The organism is Marinagarivorans sp., assembly GCF_982758155.1.
Genome location: NZ_CEXWTU010000035.1, coordinates 1 through 19,729, shown reverse-complemented (window position 1 = coordinate 19,729; position 19,729 = coordinate 1). Strand labels below are relative to the sequence as shown.

Here is a 19,729-nt window from a genome sequence, read left to right as displayed (position 1 = left end):
CTCAGAGATCGCTTTATGACGACGATTCACTTAGACGACCGCATTGTTAGTGCCAAAATTCACCCAGCTATTGGTATTGCTCGCGTGGGGAACTCCGACAAAGGCGATGGCTTTTATATTGGCCCGCAGGTAGTTGATCCGCTACCACAAGACGCGGGTTTTTACCGCGATGGGAGCGGGGCGCTAAAGCGTGAAGTGGCTGAGTTTCGTATTTACGGTTACGACGCACACGGCAAAGTGGTGCGCGAATTAACAATGGATGATGCCGCCATTGAGTGGCATGTTGAGCTGGCTAACCATAAGGCGGCTTGGTATAACTTCGAGCTAGCGTTAGATATCCCCGAAGCGGCAACGGCGCCGCCCACCACTTTGCGCAATGCCACCATTAAAGACAGGGCGTCTTTATCCATAACGCCTGGCGCGCGCACTATTGCGCAACCTGCGGCTTCGGGCAGCGCTTATCAATTTAACAGTGGTGAGTTTTGTAAAATAGAAGTGCCTTTAGGTGAATTACAAACCGATACCCAAGGGCGATTGCGGGTATTCGGTGGCTTGGGTAAATCGGCATCGCTCGGCGGTTGCCCACCCACAACTTTTGCCAATAACGATAATTGGTACGACGACACCAGTGATGGCCCTGTGCGGGCAACTTTAAAACTGGGCGAGCGCGAAATAGATGTAGCGCCGGCATGGGTGGTGGTTGCGCCGCCAAATTATGGCCCCCAGCAAAAATCGGTGCGCACCATGTATGCGCTAATGACCGACCTTGCTATTCGGGCGGGGCAGTTACCGGTACCCACGAAGCCGTCTTTTCAGCACGATATATTTCCCATTTTTAAAGCCATGACCGACCTGCAATGGATGAATGCCGGTTTTGCTGCAGGCTTTGGTTATGGCGCACCGAATGATTATTTAAATATTGAATATTTAGAAAAACTCGCGGCACCCGGTGCAACCTATGCCGAGCTGCGCCGCACTACCGCCAATGCCTTCCGTAACCCCGCCGATGGTGACATCTCCATGAAACCTTGGCCCTGGATATACGGCGATGCCATGGATATTCCCATGCCTTCTACGCCGCGAGCGATGACTGCTTTAACCGAAACACAGCTGGCGCTATTAGGCTATTGGGCCGATGGCCATTTTGTGGCAGATTTCGACCCGTGCTACGAACCACCACGCAAGCTTAATGATGTGCCCGTTAGCGAGCAGCCGGCCATGCTCGACCGTGCGGCGTTGGAATTTTGCTTAGCCGATGCTTTCCATCCGGGCTGTGAAATGACATGGCCTGTGCGCCACGCCAGTATGTACAGCGAACCCTACCGTTGGCGCCACCGTGCCGACGATAACCCCGAGCCCCGTTTTGGCAGTACATTAACCTCGCAAGAGGCGCTGTCTTATAACGGCCCGTTGTGGGCGCAATCACCGGGGTCCATTACCCGCTGGATGGCCATTCCGTGGCAAACTGATACTGCCAGTTGCCGCTCGGGTTACGATCGCGCGTACGACCCTTACTTACCGACATTTTGGCCGGCACGGGTGCCCAATCAAGTGCTGAGTGAGCAAGATTACAAAACCGTGATGGATGCCGCTTTACCCCGTGAGCAGCGTTTGGCGGCCTTTAATAATCGCCAAGATTGGGATCGTACCTTGGGTGCGGGTTATATGAATCAAATCGCCAATATGATTGATGGCTTCCCCGATATGGGCATTGTTGAGGTGCGTAAAGGGGTTGATGGCGATCCCGATTTTCCGGCCGTTATGCAAGTGGAAGATCGCGGTGGTGAAGCCATGACGTACGCCGAGCGCTTGGACACCGATAGTGAAATGCGCGATGTGGCAAGCTGCAAACCTAGCGAAAAATAGGTTAATCAAAGAGCGTTTAAAATGCTGAATAATGGAATGGAAAGGGATGTCATCATCGTGGGTGCAGGGCCAGCGGGCTTGGCACTTGCGCGTAATTTATTACTTGAGCAGCCCGCTTTAAAAGTACTGATTATTGAGCGCGAACTCGCTCCGGTTAGCGAGTTGCGCATTGGTGAATCGTTGCCGGGGGCCGCGCGCGTGCTGCTGCACAAATTAGATTTATGGCGCGCTTTTAACGACGATAACCACCATCAGCGTGGTGCTGCGGTAGCCACTTGGGATAGCACCATGCCCGCTTGGCAAGATGGCCTTCGCGATCCGCAAGGCCCCGGCTGGCACATCGACCGGCGCGCCTTCGAGCACATGCTGTTTAAGGGGGCGCACCAAGCCGGCGCCGAGTTCGCATGGGGGCAGCCGCTTAGCAGTGCCATAGCGTGTGATTCAGCGTGGTTAGTGGAATGTTTTGACCGCAGCAATGTAATGCACGCCTACCGGGCGCCAGTATTGATCGATGCCACGGGCCGCGGTGCCCATGTCGCGCGAAAGCTCGGTATGAAAAAAAGCAAAGACGATGCGTTAATTTGCGCCCATGCTTTTTTGCCTAGCCCGCCTGAAGATGAAGATACCATTATGCGTATCGCGGCAGACGAACAGGGCTGGTGGTACACGGTTAAAACACCGCTTAATTTACGCGTGCTGGCTTATCACTTTGATGCTAAAGACCCCGTTCGGCAGTCGCTAACGTCGGTTAATCAGCTTTACCGCATGGCGTATTTTCAGTCGCTATTAACGTCGGTGTTAGCACCGTATAAAGCGCTTTTTCAAAATAATAACCACAAGGAAAATTCAGCGGCTAAAACATTGCCCTTACATTTTCGCCCAGCGGGTACGTCGCTAATGGACCTAGAGGCATTAAAAACAGTCGCGCCTGGGTTTCTGGCCGTTGGTGATGCCCTAATGACATTCGACCCCATATCGTCCCAAGGGTTGTTTCATGCACTGGCTACCGCGCAGTCGGCAGCGAATGCCATTCGCGCAGGATTGTGTGATAGCGATGCAGCCCGCAATAATTACTGTGCCGAAATGCAGGCCGTAAGCCAGCGCTACCTTTCGCACTTACAAGCCACCTACCAAGGTCCAAAACGTTTTGCGCGCAATGCTTTTTGGCGAAATCGGCAGGTCGGATTGCAAGGGGTGGCGGTTACAGTGGCTTAAACCTAAAAACAGCAGTTGAACCATCAAAGTCTACGCATCCCCTTGGCGCACCAAACGCGCGATAAAAATGACTTATAAGGCCCGCCGTTATATGGCCAAGCATGGCATTGCCTATACCGAATACGATATAGAAACCGACCCCGCCGCCAATGCGTGGCACAAAGCGCTCGGTGGTAAGGGAGGGGGGCGTTATTCTTGTTGATGGGCGCAAGATGAATGGCTTTAGTGAGGCTGGTTTTGAGTGGATTTTTTATGAGGCCTCAGTCGGTTTTATGTTAAAGGCTTTTTCTTTACGGGCTCAAGGCCAGTTTTCTATCAGTTTTTATGCCCTAAAGCCCCATATCAAACTGTTTTTTAGGGGCATCATCATTGATTAAAATTGATGCAATAGAATTGATTTCAGTCTGCACATACGTCCAATACTCGGGGTTATCGACGGTGCGCTCTTTGATTAGTTTCGGGATGAAGCGGTTCATTTCCATATTGAAGTCTTCATGTACTTCGTCATCTTGCATTAACTTGTCTCGTTGAATAGTCAATGCATCGATAAAGTGTGTTTTTTGCTTGTTTCTTGCGGCTAGCTTCTTATTAATCAATTCCACAGAGAGTTCAACTCCGCGCTGCTTTATCCAGACAATGTCCCAAATATCTCGGGGTTTAATTCTTCGTGCTCGATAGGCAAGTGCAATTAATTTGTCTGCCAATATTTCCCTTAGGGATTGCACTGGAATAATTAACCCCTCAGTGGGCACCACAATATTGTAATGATTCAAGAGCGGCCTTTTTTCCACATCAAATGATGGAATTGCACATACATCAATATGCATTTTTTGGCGCGGTAAGTCGGGCCGGTTAGCTTCCTTGATGATGCTGATTGTCCAAGACGATGTGTCGCCCTGTTTGTCCTCTTTGGGCTTGTTGACCCAGACATCGGTTTCATATTTATTTTGGATGTATTTCTGGATTTCTAACTCTAAGCCATTAAATTGAGAGGGTTTAAAATCATGCCCACCATTAAAGTCGAGATCTTCAGACAAGCGCGCACTGTTGTAGCACATTCGTAGGGACGTTCCACCGATAAAGGTCAGCGCTTGCATTGCCCCTTGTTTCACCATGACATCCATAATGTCGTGGTGAAGAATTTCTTTTTCTATCACCGGTGTTAACGCGGCATAAGCTGGGTTGGCTCTAACAATTTGACGAATCTGCTCTTTTAGCATTTTAGGTCTCCAGCATGTGCATATTTCGACGGCAATTTTTTAAATCGGTTGTCGCTTGTGTGGTTGTTGCCCTATACATATTGATATCTTCATCAAAATACAGATTGGGCGCAATCTTATTGATTGGCTTTTTGGTGTGCGTAAACTCAATAACCCCGTAGGGTGTCGAAAAGATCCCGCTTCGCCCTTTTGTGATCACAGTCACCCGTCCCATAAGAACTTGAGATATGTCTCCGGTATGACTTAATTGACTTTCTAAGCTGATGTAGTTCAGTGTGCCACTACGCAGTTTTTTAATTATTTTATAGACCGCGCTTTCGGGCTCTGGAGGGGTTAGCGTACTTTCATACAGTCCTTGAGCGACTCTTCTTAGGACTCTCTTTTTGACACCATCGGCCAAGAATTTAATGAATGCAGGATTGCAAGCTTCTCCCAGCATAAAAGCCAGCTCTGGAGCGCTATGAATCCCCCCGCCGGCCTCAATGGTGCCGGCAAAGACGGCAAGCAGTCTGTCAGTTTTTGTCATGTGATCTACAATAAATAACCAAATACGTGATTTATTGTAGACTTGAATGCTGGTGGTCGCAACATTGGTCTACAATAAATAACCCTTAGGGTGGTTTATTGTAGACCAGTTGATAGTGCATGCGCGTGTGTTGGCTGGTGGCGGTAAGCCCTGCGAACCCTTTAGGTAGCAGAGGTGCACGCCAGAGCTATAGGTCGGGGCTAAGGTATGTAACGCTTCGAGTGGCGAAGGTGAGGACGTAGAGAGCAAGTATTAATGGATAATGTAATATATCCTCGTCCCTTACATCCGAACACAATTAATGGGTATATCGCCATCATAAATAATATTTTCACAGGGTATTGATTCACCGAATATTTGAACACTTTCAAGATTGTTCAGCCCGCCTAAATTTAATGAGTTTAGCTGATTTCCAGAAAGAGTCAGGTCTGTCAAAAAATGATTTTCTGGCAAGTCTAGATCTGTTAATAATGAATTATAAAGCCTAAGTGTCTTTAGGTTAGATGAACCGTTGAGATCGATATTGGTAAGCTTCGGTAAGGCGATAAACAGATGGGTTAAACTGAGCTGCTGACCGATTTTTAGAGCCTCTAAGTCGCCATCATGTATGTTAACTCTCTTAAGCTTGCCATCATTGGGTAAAGTCAGTGAAGCTATAGGTAAATCTTTTAAATCTAAGTATTCTAGCAAGCGCATGTTTTCAAGTTGCTCGGATTTAAAGGCAATGCCAGACAGCCTGAGGTCAGTAATGTTAGCCGTGCCCGAAAGGTCTACTTCTGAAGATCCAGAATCAAAAATATTCAACTCCTTTAATAAGGGCAGGTTACCTAAATGGATGTGCTCTAGCTCTAAGCCAGATAGTGCAATTTGCTTAAGGCGACTATTATTTATCTCCACACTCTTCAATCCAGTGCTGTGTAAAGATAAAGTTTCTAGCTTTGGGTAATCAGAAATATCAATTTTTTCAAAATCGCTCCCCTCAATGGCTAATAGTTCTAAACCATTATCGGGAGGTAGTATTATCTTTCCAATATTCCAAACCGATAGCACCTTAAGGCGGTATGTGTTGGATAAATCAATATCGGTTTCAGGCCCTGTTTGTAAAACTAAGCTAGTCAGGGGTGCGATATTCAGAATGTCAATATTTCTATCACCTTCAATACGAACACTAAGCTCTGCACTATCACTTTGTATAGGAAGCAAAATTTTCTCTAACGCTGTGTTATTAACTTCAACATATTGCATACGATGATTATTGCTCAAGTCAATATGGGTGACATCACTCCCTGTAACTAATAAGCTTTCAAGCGCTAAGTACTCGCTTAAATCTAACTGTGATATTCCTGTGCCATTGAAGATAGATAAATCCCTGAGTGGGGCCGTAATCGGCAAGTAGACACTAGAGAAGCCATCAAGCTCTAGCGAAGTCATAGAAGTTGCCTGCGTTAGGTCTATCTCACTATCTGCGCTTAGCCTTAAACTCACGCTTTCTAGTTGCTCTAGTTTATCAATATGAAGGGTCTTTAAGTCATCAGCTTTAACATATAACTGACGCAGTGCCCCATTTGCAGGGAGCCGTAAGGTGTCTAATGCTCCTTGGTCATAGTTACTGATATAAATCTCTTCTAAGTTTGAGCTTAGACTAAGATCTAGATTACCAAGATCGCTGCCGGAGATATATAATTGCGTGAGGTTCGAAAAATTATAGGGCGAAGTGTTCGACAGAGCCCCGCCATCGACTACGAGGTATTCAATCTTACGGATATCCCCTAATTCAATCTGATGATCTTTCGATATAGGGAGGTCAATATTGACATCCGTGAGCGCTGGGGAATTTTTTAGGCTAACCAAAGGGAGTTGATCGTCCGTTAATCCAAATGTTTGAAACGAGTCACTTGTTGGCAGTGATAAGGCACTCAAATCATTACCTCTAAGCCATAACTCTTCTAGATGATTTAATTCGCTCAGATCTAGAGCTCCAACATTTCTACCATCCAACAATTCGAGAATACGTAGGTTTTTACACGGTGTTAAATTTAGTGCCTCTACATCAACATGTTCCAGATTGAGCTGGTTTAAATTACAGATGCCATTAATAGTGAGTGCTGAAGGTTTTTGGTTATACAAGCCCCAAAGGGTAAGTGCTTTTAAATTGGGCGTAAACATCAAATCGAAGTTTTCAATGACCGAGCCATCAAGTCGAAAACTTTCTAGCGATGTTGCCGCGGACAGGTTGATCGCTTTAAACTCACCACCGCGAATACTAAGCGACTTCAGCTTATCTAGCGCCACGTCAGTACTGCTGATAATAACGGTTTTCCCTTCCTCGTTTATCCGGCTCATTCGTTTAAATATTTTATCATCAGCACCAAGGGTGAATTCTTCAAGGGATTTAAGGTGCTCGGGGTTTAGTTGCCCTATAGGGCTGGATGAAATATCTAGCGCTATAATTCCCGTCACGCCACTAAAATCTATGTCAGAGATGAGCGTTCCACGGAGGTGCAACTTTCTCAAATCTTTGAGGTTACTTAATTCGATTTGACTTAAGGGGATGCCGTCGATCGTTAATTCTTGAAGGTTGGGGTTCTGGCTTAGGTCAAGTGCCTGTATTTCTCCTCTAGCAACAATCAATGTTTCTAGGCTTGCCAGTCCATTCACATTAATTTGATTGAGCTTTGGGTCCGAAACAATTACCTCTGTCAGTGCCTGATTACTAGAAAGGTCAGCTTCTATCAATTCCGTACCAGTGAGCAGAAGAGTCTCCAGTGATATTAGCTGCTCAATCCCTTTGATCGATGTAATCTTTAGTGTGATGTAGTCGTAATCTGTAATATACGTAATTAGGGTTTCGTAATCACACTTTAAATTATTCAGCTCAGCTACCGTTTCAACTCCAGATCGCATCACACACTGTGCAAATACGGGATCATCAAAGGTTAAGCTAGATAGTGGTGCGGCTCCTTCACTCCCTAGTGAGCTTGCTGTGGAGCTGTTCGTTCCAGCACTGGATGATCGATTCAAAGCCGAAGAGGTGGTGTCGCCGCCAGAGCTCCCACACCCCGATAATACCAACAGCCATAAGGCTAAAAAACTAAAACGCATAAGCGATAAATCCTTAATAACTCAATCTGTATATTATGAGCGACTTTACACCTAATTGCTCACTGATCAAGAGCTGGTCAGGATGGGTGAAATACGTCAATAGCAATGGCGTACCGCTAATGCTGCTATCTTGAAGGAGTCGTTATAAGTAACTATTCAGGTGGGCTCGAAATAATGCCCTCGAAAAAGGTGAATTGATTATTTTCTGGGCATTCAAGCGTCGGGAACGCTTGCATAGCGTCCAAGGATGGCTTGAGCGGCCCAGAAAATGATCAATTTGCCGGCCTATTTGAGCATGGCTGAATAGTTACCGTTATAAACTTGCTTGCACATCGAGAGGCCTAAGGAATTATCATGCTAAAACTTTTGTGTTGTATTACCGCACTATGTGTAGCCACGTATGGTTACGCCGATATTTACCAATGGACAGACGCTAACGGTAAAGAGCACTACACCGACCGCCCCGACGATACCGCAGTCGCCAAAGCTGGCGGCACGGTTAAAAAAGTCGAAACCAAAATTAATACCTTTGAGTCCGCGGACATTGGTGTGTCGGATCAGCCTATAGCCACTAAAAATGTAGAAATGTATGCAACTACTTGGTGCGGGTATTGTAAAAAAGCCCGCCGTTATATGGCTAAGCATGGCATTGCCTATACCGAATACGATATAGAAGCCGACCCCGCCGCCAATGCGCGGCACAAAGCGCTCGGTGGTAGGGGGGTGCCGTTGATTCTTGTTGATGGGCGCAAGATGAATGGCTTTAGTGAGGCTGGCTTTGAGCGGATTTATCAGTAGGTTTGTGTGTGGGAATATATCTGTACTGTATTCCGGTGCGGTGCAGGCCGGCGCACAGGGGTAGCTGCGCTTTGCAGTATACCTTGATCGCATATATCCCTTAATTCTCTGCAGCGTCTAAAATTATTGGGAGTTTAGCGCTATGTTTTATATCTACTCACCGCAAAAAAGAGTTTTTTCTGGAAGTTTAGAAGAATTAAGGCGTGTAGAAAAAACGACAATAGCCAGCGAAACTATTGCCGCTTTAAAGCCTAATCATTTTGATGAGCGTGCAACACCAGCCGCAGAGACTCAGCATGGCGTTTCTGCCAATGCGCTGAAACAATATAATCAAATGATCAGGAAAACCGAATCGCGCGAAGCTGTTTACCATGCCTATGAAGTAATGAGTCAACCGGTTGTAAGTTTATTGGCCACTTATACACCGCGGCAAGCGTATGAAATATTTAAGCAAAACCCTTATCAACTGATGCCGGTTATTAACGAAGATCGCCGGCTGATCGCTTCATTATCTAGGCGTGACCTTTATCAGGCTTTACTTGAAGTCAATGATAAAGCTTTAGCGCTAAATTCGAAGATTGTTGAATTTTTTCTCCTTGATAATAAACAGGTAATTAGTGCAGCGGTGGTAACGGATATTAGGCGAATTTCATTTGTCCTTGTTGAACATAAGCTAGATGCTATGGCTGTTGTTGATGAGGCGGGGTGCGTCTTAGGCATAGTCTCAAGAACCGATGTGCTTAAGTGCGTTACCGCCGACCCGCCGCTATCGTTGTGGTGCTAATAAAAAGTAAAGCTAGGGCAGGCACTCGTTTCCTTTCCCTCAACTCAACTGATCAAAGACCACACAACCTGAGCGTCTTCTGGTAGAATCGCGCCCCTTTTTCTGACCTCTGTTGTGGACTTAGGCGCCGTTTTGGCCGCCGCAACGCGGTAGCGACTTTTTTTATTGGGGTACTGACTATGAGCTCGGTTGAGCCAGATCGCATTCGTCCAGAGTTTGACCGCATTCGTATAGTGTTGGTGAATACTTCACATCCAGGCAATATTGGCGCGGCAGCGCGGGCTATTAAAAACATGGGCATGTCCCGTTTGGTGTTAGTAGCCCCTAAAGATTTCCCTGCTGATCAAGCGCAGTGGCGTGCGGCCGGCGCGTTGGATGTGCTCGAAAAAGCCGTTGTGGTAGAAACGCTAGATGAAGCCATTGCCGATTGCCGTTTAGTGGTGGGCACTAGCGCCCGGGGGCGTCGTATCCCTTGGCCGCTTGTTAGTCCGCGTGAATGTGGCGATAAGGTTTATAGCGAAGCGAAAAACAGAGAGCACGAAGTGGCGATACTGTTTGGCCGCGAAGACCGTGGTTTAACCAATGAAGAGCTACACAAATGCCAGTATCACGTACATATACCGGCTAATCCGGGTTATAGCTCGCTGAATATCGCGGCTGCGCTGCAGGTAATTGTGTACGAAATCCGCATGAGTGCTTTAGCCTCCGAAGCGGGCAAACCTATTTCTTTTGATGAATGGGATATGCCACCAGCGTCGCAGCAAGATATTGAGCACTATTTTGAGCACCTGCAAAAAACACTAGAAACGTTGGGCTTTTTGGAAGAGGGTAATCCTCGTCAAACCTTAACGCGCCTGCGCCGTTTGTATGGCCGTGTTCGCCCCGATCAGATGGAAATGAACATTCTGCGCGGTGTGCTTACGGCAACACAGAACTACGTTTTTCACAGCGGTAATAAAATTGCCGATCTAGAGCGACAGCTTGCGGAGCTGAAAGGCGAGGATACGTCAGCAAGCTAACCGGTTGAATACTTGACTGAATTACTAGGTTATTCGATAATTCGCCCCTGAGAAGAGAGGCGACATCTATGCGTTTAACGACAAAAGGCCGATATGCTGTAACAGCCATGCTCGATTTGGCCTTGTTTAGTACCAATGGTCCCGTGAGTTTGGCGGATATTTCTGGCCGGCAAGACATCTCTTTGTCTTACCTTGAGCAGTTGTTTTCCAAGCTGCGGCAAAACGATTTAGTCAAGAGTGTACGCGGTCCGGGTGGTGGTTACCGCTTAAAGCATCCGCTCGAGAACATTTTTGTGGCACAAATTATCGACGCGGTGAATGAGTCGGTTGATGCTACAAATTGTGCGGGGAAGGGTAATTGTAAGCAGGGTGAAGTCTGCTTAACCCACTATTTATGGGATGACCTGAGTAAGCAAATTCATCAGTTTCTTAGTCGCATCAGCCTAGCTGACTTGGTTGCAAAGCGAAACAAAGCCGAGCAGTGCGACGAATCTAAAACTGAGGATTCGGTATCTGAGCTAGAGCAAATGATCAGCATTCCGTTGTAGGTTTTTTTAAGAATCGCACGGGCAGCGACAACGCTTGTCGGGCACAAAATCGCACAATTCGAAGTAGATTTAACAGCGTTGTAAAAACACAGTGAAACCAAAAACACCCATTTATCTCGATTACGCCGCTACCACGCCTGTTGATGCGGAAGTGGCCAAGGCAATGGCAAGTTGTTTGACCAAAGAGGGCAACTTCGCCAACCCGGCTTCGCGAGCGCATTTTTTTGGCTGGCAAGCCGAGGCCGCGGTAGAGAAAGCGAGAGGCCAGTTAGCCAAGCTATTGAATGCTGACCCACGAAGCTTGGTGTGGACCAGTGGCGCGACTGAGTCCAACAATTTGGCGTTAAAAGGTTTAGCGTTTGCGCAGCAAGGCGTAGAAGGGCGAGGTAAGCACATTATTACGTCGGCCATCGAGCACAAAGCGGTGTTAGACCCTTGTGTTTATTTAGAAAAAAACGGCTTTGAAGTCACCTATATTACACCGCAAAAAAACGGTGTAGTGACTTTGGCGCAAGTACAAGATGCCATGCGCGACGATACGATAATCGTAGCCCTAATGCATGTGAACAACGAAGTGGGCGCGGTAAACCCTATTGCTGAAATTGCAGCATATTGCCGTAATCACAATGTGTTTTTGCATGTGGATGCAGCGCAGAGCGTTGGCAAATTACCGGTGGATGTGAAAGCTCTGGGCGCGCATACCTTGTCTTTATCGGCACATAAGTTTTATGGGCCTAAGGGGATGGGGGCGCTTTATGTGCAGCGCGACCCGCAAGTGAATTTAAGCGCGCAAATTCACGGTGGTGGTCATCAACGTGGTATGCGTTCCGGGACTTTAGCCACGCATCAAATCGTGGGCTTGGGCTTGGCCGCTGAAGTTGCACAAAAACAGCTAGCGCAGGATATGGCGCATGCTAAACAGTTGCGTACAGTATTTTTGGCGGGTTTAACGTCCTTAACCGACGTGACTCGTAATGGCGATGAAGCTGAAGCTATCGACGCCATTGTTAATCTCAGTTTCGCGGGTGTTGATGGTGAAACATTATTAACGGCTTTGCGCGACTTAGCGGTTTCGACAGGGTCGGCGTGCACATCGGCCAGTGTAGAGCCTTCGTATGTATTAAGTGCGTTGGGGGTGTCACCTGCATTAGCGCACGCTTCATTGCGTTTTAGTTTTGGCCGCTATACCAGTGTGGCGGATGTTGAGTACGCAGCGCAAAAAATTGTGGCGACAGTGACTACACTGCGCGCCAGACGATAAATATTAGGTACCTTTATTATGTCGCAAGAACAAATTGACGATGCCATCAGCAAAGAGTATTCAGCGGGCTTTGTATCGAATATTGAATCCGATACGTTAGAGGCTGGTTTGAACGAAGATGTCATTCGTTTCATTTCTGGTAAAAAGAACGAGCCAGAGTGGATGCTTGAGTGGCGCTTAAAGGCGTATAAAATTTGGTTGGAAATGGAAGAGCCCGAATGGGCCCATGTTCAATACCCTAAAATCGATTTTAATGAAATATCGTATTACTCGGCGCCTAAAAGCATGGCCGATGGCCCTAAAAGCCTCGATGAAGTTGATCCAGATCTTATCGATACCTACAACAAGCTTGGTATTCCGTTGCACGAGCAGCAAATGCTTGCCGGTGTAGCGGTTGATGCGGTGTTTGATTCGGTTTCGGTCGCCACTACGTTTCGTGAAAACTTAAAAGAAGCGGGTGTTATTTTCTGCCCTATCTCTGAAGCGGTACATGAATACCCCGAGCTCATTAAAAAATATATGGGTTCTGTTGTTCCGGTTAAAGATAACTTTTATTCAGCACTTAATTGCGCAGTCTTTAGTGATGGCTCTTTTGTGTATATTCCTAAGGGCGTTAAGTGCCCGATGGAGCTATCGACGTATTTTCGTATTAACGAAGCTAAAACGGGTCAGTTCGAGCGCACACTCATTATTGCCGAGGAAGGCAGTGAAGTGAGTTACTTGGAAGGTTGTACTGCACCCATGCGCGATGAAAACCAACTACATGCGGCGGTGGTTGAATTGGTGTGTTTGGATAATGCCAAAATCAAATATTCAACGGTACAAAACTGGTACCCCGGCGATGCCGAAGGCAAAGGCGGTATTTACAATTTTGTGACCAAGCGTGGCATCGCACATACCAATGCTCGAATCTCTTGGACGCAAGTTGAAACAGGTTCAGCGGTAACCTGGAAATACCCTAGCTGTATTTTGAAGGGTGACAATAGCGTTGGTGAGTTTTATTCCGTGGCGCTTACCAATAACTATCAGCAAGCCGATACCGGCACCAAGATGATTCATATCGGTAAAAATACGCGCTCAACGATTATTAGTAAGGGTATTTCGGCGGGTAAAAGCTCGAATGCTTATCGCGGTTTGGTGCGCTTTAATGCCGGTGCCGATGGCGCGCGTAACTTTACGCAATGTGATTCTTTATTAATTGGTAGCGAATGTGCGGCGCACACCTTCCCGTATATCGAAAGTAAAAACCCCAATGCGGTTATCGAGCACGAAGCGACAACGTCCAAAGTGAGCGAAGACCAACTGTATTTGTGCAAACAACGAGGCATAGATGCCGAAAAAGCCGTTTCAATGATTGTGAATGGTTTTTGTAAAGAGGTGTTTAAAGAGCTGCCCATGGAGTTTGCAGTAGAAGCCGGTAAGTTATTGGAAGTTAGCCTCGAAGGTTCAGTCGGTTAATTATTAATTTTATAATGTTGCGTGCTATGCGCGGCATTCGGCGATTGAATGATTAATCGGCCGCATTGTGAGAACTTATTTATGTTGAAAATTGAAAACCTACAAGCCAGCGTTGCTGAAAAAACGATATTGAAAGGCTTAAATCTAACGATTAATCCCGGTGAAGTACACGCAATAATGGGCCCAAACGGCGCAGGTAAAAGTACCTTGGGCCACGTATTGGCCGGCCGCGATGGCTACGAAGTGACCGGTGGCAGTGTTAGTTTTGAAGACAAAAATTTACTCGAATTAGAATGCGAAGAGCGTGCCCGTGAAGGCTTGTTTTTGGCGTTTCAGTACCCCGTAGAAATTCCGGGTGTAAGCAACATGGAATTTTTAAAAGCGTCGGTTGATGCGATAAGAGCACACCGAAAGTTACCCGCTTTAAATGCCGTTGATTTCATGAAGAAAGCACGTGAAGCCTGTAAGTCGGTTGATCTTGATCAGCAATTTTTAAAGCGAGGCGTAAACGAAGGCTTTTCCGGTGGCGAGAAAAAACGCAACGAACTAATGCAAATGATATTGCTTGAGCCCAAGCTGGCCATTCTCGATGAAACCGATTCGGGTTTGGATATTGATGCCTTGCAGGTGGTCGCAAATGGCGTTAACGCACTGCGTAGCCCCGATCGCTCGTTTATTGTAGTAACGCATTACCAGCGTCTGCTTGATTACATTGTGCCTGATTTTGTTCACGTTTTAGCCGATGGGAAAATTGTGAAATCGGGTGATAAATCACTAGCGTTAGAGTTAGAAGAGAAAGGTTACGGTTGGTTGGAAGGTGGGGCTGCCTAATGACCGCCGTATCAAAACATACTGCTATAGAGCAGGGTTTAGCACTTGCCACCGCAACCTCTATCAATGAGGCCGAACAAACACGTGCGCGCGAAGCTTGGTCGCAACGCCAATGGCCAACCCGTAAAACGGAAGCGTGGAAATACACGCCGGTTAAAGCGATTGCCGATGGCAACTTTATTGCTGCAGCCACAGCGCTACCTAATACAGAGGGTTTGGCGGCCATTTATAGTATTGACCAGCTCAATGCTTTGGATCTCGTCTTTGTTGACGGCCAGTTTCAGACGGGTTTATCGGCCGATTTAAACACTTTACCGACGGGCTTAGTGATTACGCCATTAGCGGATGCCTCTGAAGAGGTGCGCTCTAAGTATTTCAATAAAGCGGCGGGCGAGCATGCCACTTTGTTTGGCGAATTAAATACGGCTGCAACTGTTGAAGGGTTTGTTGTTGAAGTCGCTAAAAATGCTGACATACAACAGCCTGTGCATATTGTGAATGTTTCTACGCAGGCTAATGCTTGTATGGCAACGGCGCGGGTTTTGTGGATTCAAGAGCTAGGCAGCCGCGCAACGTTGGTAGAGCATTTTACCAGCCGCGAAGGCGCTACTGTTTTAACCAATAGCATTACCGAATTTTTTGTGGGTGAAAATGCCCAGTGCAACCATTACCGTTTGCACTTAGAAAGTGAAGAGAATCTTCATGTGGGTGGCGTTTATAGTCACGTACAAAAAAATGCGCGCTTAAATAGCTTTTATTTGGCGATGGGTGCAAACCTTCAGCGCGTTGATGTGGTCACTCAGTTTGAAGGTGAGGGCGGTGAAGCAGTAAATAATGGCGTGTATTTACCGCGCCATAATCAGTTGACCGATTTCCATACTTGCATCGAACATAAAGTACCGCATTGTAATAGTAACGAGATTTTTCGCGGCATTATTGGCGATAGTGCCCGTGCCGTGTTTAATGGCCGTATTCATATCCATAAAGATGCTCAAAAGACGCTGGCAGAACTAAGTAATAAAAACTTATTAACCAGCGAAAAGGCCGAGGTGAATACCAAGCCAGAGCTCGAAATTTATGCGGATGATGTACGCTGTGCACACGGTGCCACCATCGCTAAAATAGACCCCCTTGCGATGTACTATTTGCGTTCTCGCGGAATTAGCAAAGAGGAAGCACAGGTGATACTGAGCTTTGGCTTTATTAATGAGTTAATCGAGCAGCTAGGTAACGAGGCAATCATTACTTATTTACGCCCTGTTATTGCCGGCCGCTTTGCTAAAGATACCGCGTTAGCGCAGCACCTGTTAACGCCAATTGATGGGCATTAAAACCATGGTTGTGGATTTTGACGTGAATGCTGTTAGGGCGCAGTTCCCTATTTTAAATCAAGATATTAATGGTTCGCCGTTGGTGTATCTGGATAGTGCGGCCACGACACAGAAGCCCCAAGTGGTTATCGATGCAGTGACTGAGTATTACACCGGTTATAACTCGAATGTACACCGTGGTGCCCACACCTTAGCCGATAAGGCCACCATCGCTTTTGAAGCCGCACGTCAAAAAGTGGCGACGTTTATTAATAGTCCTAGCACCGAGCAGGTTTTATGGACACGTGGCACTACCGAATCCATTAATTTGGTGGCGCACTCGTGGGGGAATAATCACATCACCGAAGGCGATGTGATTCTGGTTTCTGAATTAGAGCATCACGCTAATATTGTGCCGTGGCAAATTTTGGCCGAAAAGAAAGGCGCTAAGGTTATCCCTATTCCTTTAACGGAAACCGGTGATATTGATCAGCAGGCTTTTACAGTACTGTTAACCGATAAGGTTAAGTTGTTAGCGTTAAGTCATGTTTCTAATGCCTTGGGCAGCGTTAACCCTGTTCAAACTATGGTTGCTCAAGCGAAAGCTAAAGGTATAACAACGCTGTTAGATGGCGCCCAAGCGGTAGCGCACTTCCCGATTGATGTTCAGGCCTTGGGCTGTGATTTTTATGTTTTTAGCGGTCACAAATTATTTGGCCCTACCGGTGTTGGTGTTTTGTGGGGGCAAAAAGCTTTATTAGAAAGCATGCCTCCGTACCAAGGCGGTGGCGAGATGATTGAAACCGTTAGCTTTGAAGGTACAACCTTTAATGGTTTACCGTTTAAATTCGAAGCGGGTACTCCGCATATTGAAGGTGTGATTGGCCTGGGCGCTGCTATTGATTTTTTAAACACGTTAAATCACGCGCAAGTTGCGGCACATGAAGCTGATTTAATGGCTTATATCATTGAGAAGTCACAAGCGTGTGCTGGTTTAAAGCGCATTGGGCAGGCGGAGTATCAAGCTGGCGCCTTTAGCTTTTTGTTAGAGGGCGCACACCCTTCAGATGTGGGTATGCTACTTGATCAGCAAGGTATTGCGGTGCGAACAGGGCATCATTGCGCTCAACCGTTAATGACCCGATTTAAAATTCCGGGCACTGTGCGCGCTTCCTTGTCTATTTATAATACGCGCGATGATATTGATCGTTTATTTGCTGGCTTGGAAAAAGCTAAGCAGTTTTTACTATAGGTTGCTTAAAGCTTGCTTTAAGTTAACTGCGAGGGTTGTCTTATGACCGAACCAAGTAATGCATCATCGACATCAACAGCGGGTGTTCAAAGTTTTTCGTCGGCAGACGTATTAACTGTTACCGATGCGGCAGCAGAGCATTTTTCTCGAGTGCTTGTTAAATCGGGTAAAAAAGCCATTCGTGTGACCTTGAAAGAAGCGGGTTGTACCGGCTTTAAATATGTTATCGATGAAGTAGATGGCGAGGAAGAGGGCGATATTCAAAAAGTATTACCCAACGGCTTATCACTCTTTATCGATGCGAAGCATATAGGCGCGCTGCAAGGCACCGTCATTAATTTCACAACGGAAGGCGTGAATAAAAACTTGGTGATTAATAATCCCAATGTTAAAGATGCTTGCGGGTGTGGCGAAAGCTTTAGCGTTTAGCGAAAAGTGTTGGCATTACAGTTAACAGTAAATAGTTGTAGAACCGATAGCGGTTAATGTTGGTAAATATATGTCTGAACAACGAATGGTATCAACTGTGCGGGATTGCCCGGGTCGTCTTGTGCCTGTAGGCGATGTCGTCACAATTCCTGCGCACAATTTTGTCACGATTACGCAGTCGCTCGGTGGTAACTACACCATTGTTTATCAGGGTAATATGATTCGCGTAGACGGCACTGATGCCGATGCGTTGGGGCTAGAAAAATACGAGCTTAGCTTTGATGATGCCGGTGATGGGAAAATAAACGAAGAGCAAGTTTGGGATGCTTTAGAGACTGTTTACGATCCAGAGATCCCCGTCAATCTTCGAAGCTTAGGCTTGATTTACAGTGTTCATGTCGACCAAGAAACGGGCGATGTTAATATTGAAATGACATTGACGGCTCCGGGGTGTGGAATGGGGCCGGTGTTAGTCGGCGATGTTGAATACCGCGTGGCTTTGGTGCCCAACGTTAAAAAAGTGAATGTAAAACTGATATTCTACCCGCCATGGAGTCGCGAAATGATGAGCGAAGAAGCGCAACTTGAAACGGGGCTATTCTTTTAATGGTTATCGAAACTTCTCACGCTGCACCAACAGCCTTTGGTGTAAGTATTAGCGCTGATGATATTTTAGAAACGTTATCCTTTTTTGATACTTGGGAGGAGCGTTATAAGTATATTATTGATCTCGGTAAAGAAATTCCGGTTATGGATGCTGCCTTTAAAACGGATGATCAGCTGATTCGTGGCTGCCAAAGTCAGGTGTGGATTCAAGAATATATTGTGGATGGAAAACTCTGTTTTTGGGTGGATAGTGATGCCTTTATTGTAAAAGGCTTACTGGGCGTTGTATTGGCTGCTTATAACAACAAAGCGCCGGCAGAGATATCGGCTTTTGATATTGATGAGTATTTTGAATCCCTTGGGTTGCTTAAGCATTTAAGCCCAACACGGGGCAGTGGCATGCGTGCGATGGTGGCGCGTATTCAAGAAGTTGCAAAAGGCGCACATTAAGCGCCTTTTTTGTGGAAGTAATTTATGAGTGCAAGCGGGGCCGCTGAGGCGAATCGTTATGTCGAAGCTGAGGTGTCAGTTGGGCATCACTTTAATGATGTGGTGTATATGTCGCAGTTACGTGACCACATGGTTAAATTCGCATCGACACAATTGCCGGACAAAACTATCGCCGAAGATTTGGTGCAGGATGCACTGCTTGGCGCGGTAAAAAATTTGCAGAAATTCTCTGGACGTGCAGCATTTAGAAGCTGGGTTTTTGCTATTTTGAAAAATAAAATGGTCGATTTTTTTCGGCGACAAGGGCGTGCACCGGAAACCGAATCGTTAGACTTCGATGAAAACTTCAAAGAGGATGGGCGCTGGCAAGCTGAGGTTGCGCCACACGCTTGGCAGTGCCCAGAGAGCGGCTTAAAGCAGCAGCAGTTTATGTTGGTGTTGGAGTTGTGCCTAAACAAACTGCCTGCTAGGCAGGCCCGTGTGTTCATGATGCGTGAGTTTTTAGGCTTAAGTACGCAGGAGATTTGTGGCCAAGTGGGGATAACCCAGAGCAATCTGCATGCATTGCTTTGCCGGGCCCGAATGGCGCTGCAAAAGTGCCTATCGACTCATTGGTTGGAGCCTGAAGGCCCTAGGCAATCGATGGGCCTAGGACGTTTTTTCAAACGGGGCACGCAATGATTAGTTGTCGTAAAGCGTCAGAATTATCGTCGTTAGCGCAAGATAAGCGTTTAACGCTTACACAAAAAATGCAGATGAAAACACATCTTCTTCTGTGTAGCGCATGCCGAAATTTTTCCAAAAACATGACTAGCTTAAGCGCGGCGATGGAGGCGTTTAGGGGGAATAACGGCGAGTCTAAAGAGGATAGCGATTCGAGTGAAGGGGATAAGGGGTAGCTGCCTGGCTAGAGGCTAGCCCCTTGAGCCACCTATCGTGTAGTGCACATCAAGGGAGCGTGTATTTATTGCCTCTCAATTAAGTTTTTTAGGTTAGGGGCGAGGAAACAATATTTCATCCACTAATGCTTGATATCGACATCCTTACCTTCGTT

19 protein-coding genes and 1 pseudogene are annotated in these 19,729 nt (G+C 46.6%); 17 read left to right on the top strand and 3 right to left on the bottom strand.

Annotated elements, in window-relative coordinates; genetic code table 11:
• Window positions 1-15 precede the first annotated feature (15 nt).
• The 3 genes and pseudogenes from AC3A8L_RS06325 (at window position 16) to AC3A8L_RS06315 (ending at window position 3,283) form a co-directional block, all read left to right on the top strand.
• Window positions 16-1,866 carry a LodA/GoxA family CTQ-dependent oxidase gene (locus AC3A8L_RS06325; protein WP_487961388.1) on the top strand — a complete coding sequence of 617 codons (1,851 nt, stop codon included), beginning with the start codon at window positions 16-18 and terminating at the stop codon, window positions 1,864-1,866.
• Window positions 1,867-1,884: 18 nt separating this feature from the next.
• Window positions 1,885-3,081 (top strand): annotated as a pseudogene (locus AC3A8L_RS06320) (NAD(P)/FAD-dependent oxidoreductase); the annotation flags it as partial.
• 67 nt (window positions 3,082-3,148) lie between these two features.
• Window positions 3,149-3,283: a glutaredoxin domain-containing protein gene (locus AC3A8L_RS06315; protein WP_487961387.1), complete on the top strand. Its 135-nt coding sequence runs from the start codon at window positions 3,149-3,151 to the stop codon at window positions 3,281-3,283.
• Between the two features lie 127 nt (window positions 3,284-3,410).
• On the opposite strand, the gene AC3A8L_RS06310 is transcribed toward AC3A8L_RS06315, so the two are convergent.
• The 3 genes from AC3A8L_RS06310 to AC3A8L_RS06300 all read right to left on the bottom strand — a co-directional run bounded on the left by AC3A8L_RS06310 (window position 3,411) and on the right by AC3A8L_RS06300 (window position 7,929).
• Entirely contained in the window at window positions 3,411-4,301 is an 891-nt protein-coding gene (locus tag AC3A8L_RS06310) for a nucleotidyl transferase AbiEii/AbiGii toxin family protein (protein WP_487961386.1), read from the bottom strand.
• Window position 4,302: 1 nt separating this feature from the next.
• Window positions 4,303-4,827 carry a type IV toxin-antitoxin system AbiEi family antitoxin gene (gene abiEi, locus AC3A8L_RS06305; protein ID WP_487961385.1) on the bottom strand — a complete coding sequence of 175 codons (525 nt, stop codon included), beginning with the start codon at window positions 4,825-4,827 and terminating at the stop codon, window positions 4,303-4,305.
• Between the two features lie 282 nt (window positions 4,828-5,109).
• A complete protein-coding gene (locus AC3A8L_RS06300; RefSeq protein WP_487961384.1) occupies window positions 5,110-7,929 on the bottom strand; it encodes a leucine-rich repeat domain-containing protein in 2,820 nt (939 codons plus the stop codon).
• 354 nt (window positions 7,930-8,283) lie between these two features.
• Between AC3A8L_RS06300 and AC3A8L_RS06295 the strand changes: the two genes are divergently transcribed.
• The 14 genes from AC3A8L_RS06295 (at window position 8,284) to AC3A8L_RS06230 (ending at window position 19,574) form a co-directional block, all read left to right on the top strand.
• The gene (locus tag AC3A8L_RS06295) at window positions 8,284-8,727 is read left to right on the top strand and encodes a glutaredoxin domain-containing protein (protein WP_487961383.1); all 444 of its coding nucleotides are present in this window, start codon (window positions 8,284-8,286) and stop codon (window positions 8,725-8,727) included.
• Window positions 8,728-8,869: 142 nt separating this feature from the next.
• Complete coding sequence (locus AC3A8L_RS06290) at window positions 8,870-9,511, top strand: CBS domain-containing protein (RefSeq protein ID WP_487961382.1); 642 nt, start codon at window positions 8,870-8,872, stop codon at window positions 9,509-9,511.
• A gap of 179 nt (window positions 9,512-9,690) precedes the next feature.
• Complete coding sequence (trmJ, locus tag AC3A8L_RS06285; protein WP_487961381.1) at window positions 9,691-10,530, top strand: tRNA (cytosine(32)/uridine(32)-2'-O)-methyltransferase TrmJ; 840 nt, start codon at window positions 9,691-9,693, stop codon at window positions 10,528-10,530.
• 68 nt (window positions 10,531-10,598) lie between these two features.
• Window positions 10,599-11,078 (top strand): Fe-S cluster assembly transcriptional regulator IscR, encoded by a 480-nt coding sequence (iscR, locus tag AC3A8L_RS06280; protein WP_487961380.1) that lies wholly within the window; start codon window positions 10,599-10,601, stop codon window positions 11,076-11,078.
• Window positions 11,079-11,169: 91 nt separating this feature from the next.
• Window positions 11,170-12,339, top strand: a complete 1,170-nt coding sequence (locus tag AC3A8L_RS06275; RefSeq protein WP_487961379.1) for an IscS subfamily cysteine desulfurase — start codon at window positions 11,170-11,172, stop codon at window positions 12,337-12,339.
• A gap of 18 nt (window positions 12,340-12,357) precedes the next feature.
• Window positions 12,358-13,797 carry a Fe-S cluster assembly protein SufB gene (sufB, locus tag AC3A8L_RS06270; protein ID WP_487961378.1) on the top strand — a complete coding sequence of 480 codons (1,440 nt, stop codon included), beginning with the start codon at window positions 12,358-12,360 and terminating at the stop codon, window positions 13,795-13,797.
• Between the two features lie 81 nt (window positions 13,798-13,878).
• Window positions 13,879-14,628, top strand: a complete 750-nt coding sequence (gene sufC, locus AC3A8L_RS06265) for a Fe-S cluster assembly ATPase SufC (RefSeq protein ID WP_487961377.1) — start codon at window positions 13,879-13,881, stop codon at window positions 14,626-14,628.
• The gene (sufD, locus tag AC3A8L_RS06260; protein ID WP_487961376.1) at window positions 14,628-15,959 is read left to right on the top strand and encodes a Fe-S cluster assembly protein SufD; all 1,332 of its coding nucleotides are present in this window, start codon (window positions 14,628-14,630) and stop codon (window positions 15,957-15,959) included. Before sufC ends, sufD begins: the two co-directional genes overlap by 1 nt.
• Window positions 15,949-17,190, top strand: a complete 1,242-nt coding sequence (locus tag AC3A8L_RS06255) for a cysteine desulfurase (protein ID WP_487961375.1) — start codon at window positions 15,949-15,951, stop codon at window positions 17,188-17,190. The genes sufD and AC3A8L_RS06255 overlap by 11 nt, the downstream gene beginning before the upstream one ends.
• Window positions 17,191-17,232: 42 nt before the next feature.
• A complete protein-coding gene (locus AC3A8L_RS06250; protein WP_487961374.1) occupies window positions 17,233-17,619 on the top strand; it encodes a HesB/IscA family protein in 387 nt (128 codons plus the stop codon).
• 70 nt (window positions 17,620-17,689) lie between these two features.
• On the top strand, window positions 17,690-18,226 hold the full coding sequence (gene sufT, locus AC3A8L_RS06245; protein ID WP_487961373.1) for a putative Fe-S cluster assembly protein SufT: 537 nt from the start codon (window positions 17,690-17,692) through the stop codon (window positions 18,224-18,226).
• The gene (locus AC3A8L_RS06240) at window positions 18,226-18,675 is read left to right on the top strand and encodes a SufE family protein (RefSeq protein ID WP_487961372.1); all 450 of its coding nucleotides are present in this window, start codon (window positions 18,226-18,228) and stop codon (window positions 18,673-18,675) included. Before sufT ends, AC3A8L_RS06240 begins: the two co-directional genes overlap by 1 nt.
• Window positions 18,676-18,699: 24 nt before the next feature.
• The gene (locus tag AC3A8L_RS06235) at window positions 18,700-19,356 is read left to right on the top strand and encodes a sigma-70 family RNA polymerase sigma factor (protein ID WP_487961371.1); all 657 of its coding nucleotides are present in this window, start codon (window positions 18,700-18,702) and stop codon (window positions 19,354-19,356) included.
• The gene (locus tag AC3A8L_RS06230; protein WP_487961370.1) at window positions 19,353-19,574 is read left to right on the top strand and encodes a zf-HC2 domain-containing protein; all 222 of its coding nucleotides are present in this window, start codon (window positions 19,353-19,355) and stop codon (window positions 19,572-19,574) included. Before AC3A8L_RS06235 ends, AC3A8L_RS06230 begins: the two co-directional genes overlap by 4 nt.
• Window positions 19,575-19,729 lie beyond the last annotated feature (155 nt).

What these genes read in the sequence shown, in the direction of transcription:
- sufC (WP_487961377.1), top strand. Translation starts at nt 13,879, where the DNA reads ATGTTGAAAATTGAAAACCTACAAGCCAGCGTTGCTGAAAAAACGATA.
- AC3A8L_RS06235 (WP_487961371.1), top strand. Translation starts at nt 18,700, where the DNA reads ATGAGTGCAAGCGGGGCCGCTGAGGCGAATCGTTATGTCGAAGCTGAG.
- iscR (WP_487961380.1), top strand. Translation starts at nt 10,599, where the DNA reads ATGCGTTTAACGACAAAAGGCCGATATGCTGTAACAGCCATGCTCGAT.
- AC3A8L_RS06300 (WP_487961384.1), bottom strand. Translation starts at nt 7,929, where the DNA reads ATGCGTTTTAGTTTTTTAGCCTTATGGCTGTTGGTATTATCGGGGTGT.
- AC3A8L_RS06295 (WP_487961383.1), top strand. Translation starts at nt 8,284, where the DNA reads ATGCTAAAACTTTTGTGTTGTATTACCGCACTATGTGTAGCCACGTAT.
- AC3A8L_RS06255 (WP_487961375.1), top strand. Translation starts at nt 15,949, where the DNA reads ATGGGCATTAAAACCATGGTTGTGGATTTTGACGTGAATGCTGTTAGG.
- AC3A8L_RS06310 (WP_487961386.1), bottom strand. Translation starts at nt 4,301, where the DNA reads ATGCTAAAAGAGCAGATTCGTCAAATTGTTAGAGCCAACCCAGCTTAT.
- sufD (WP_487961376.1), top strand. Translation starts at nt 14,628, where the DNA reads ATGACCGCCGTATCAAAACATACTGCTATAGAGCAGGGTTTAGCACTT.
- abiEi (WP_487961385.1), bottom strand. Translation starts at nt 4,827, where the DNA reads ATGACAAAAACTGACAGACTGCTTGCCGTCTTTGCCGGCACCATTGAG.
- AC3A8L_RS06230 (WP_487961370.1), top strand. Translation starts at nt 19,353, where the DNA reads ATGATTAGTTGTCGTAAAGCGTCAGAATTATCGTCGTTAGCGCAAGAT.
- sufB (WP_487961378.1), top strand. Translation starts at nt 12,358, where the DNA reads ATGTCGCAAGAACAAATTGACGATGCCATCAGCAAAGAGTATTCAGCG.
- AC3A8L_RS06240 (WP_487961372.1), top strand. Translation starts at nt 18,226, where the DNA reads ATGGTTATCGAAACTTCTCACGCTGCACCAACAGCCTTTGGTGTAAGT.
- trmJ (WP_487961381.1), top strand. Translation starts at nt 9,691, where the DNA reads ATGAGCTCGGTTGAGCCAGATCGCATTCGTCCAGAGTTTGACCGCATT.
- AC3A8L_RS06290 (WP_487961382.1), top strand. Translation starts at nt 8,870, where the DNA reads ATGTTTTATATCTACTCACCGCAAAAAAGAGTTTTTTCTGGAAGTTTA.
- AC3A8L_RS06250 (WP_487961374.1), top strand. Translation starts at nt 17,233, where the DNA reads ATGACCGAACCAAGTAATGCATCATCGACATCAACAGCGGGTGTTCAA.
- sufT (WP_487961373.1), top strand. Translation starts at nt 17,690, where the DNA reads ATGTCTGAACAACGAATGGTATCAACTGTGCGGGATTGCCCGGGTCGT.
- AC3A8L_RS06315 (WP_487961387.1), top strand. Translation starts at nt 3,149, where the DNA reads ATGACTTATAAGGCCCGCCGTTATATGGCCAAGCATGGCATTGCCTAT.
- AC3A8L_RS06325 (WP_487961388.1), top strand. Translation starts at nt 16, where the DNA reads ATGACGACGATTCACTTAGACGACCGCATTGTTAGTGCCAAAATTCAC.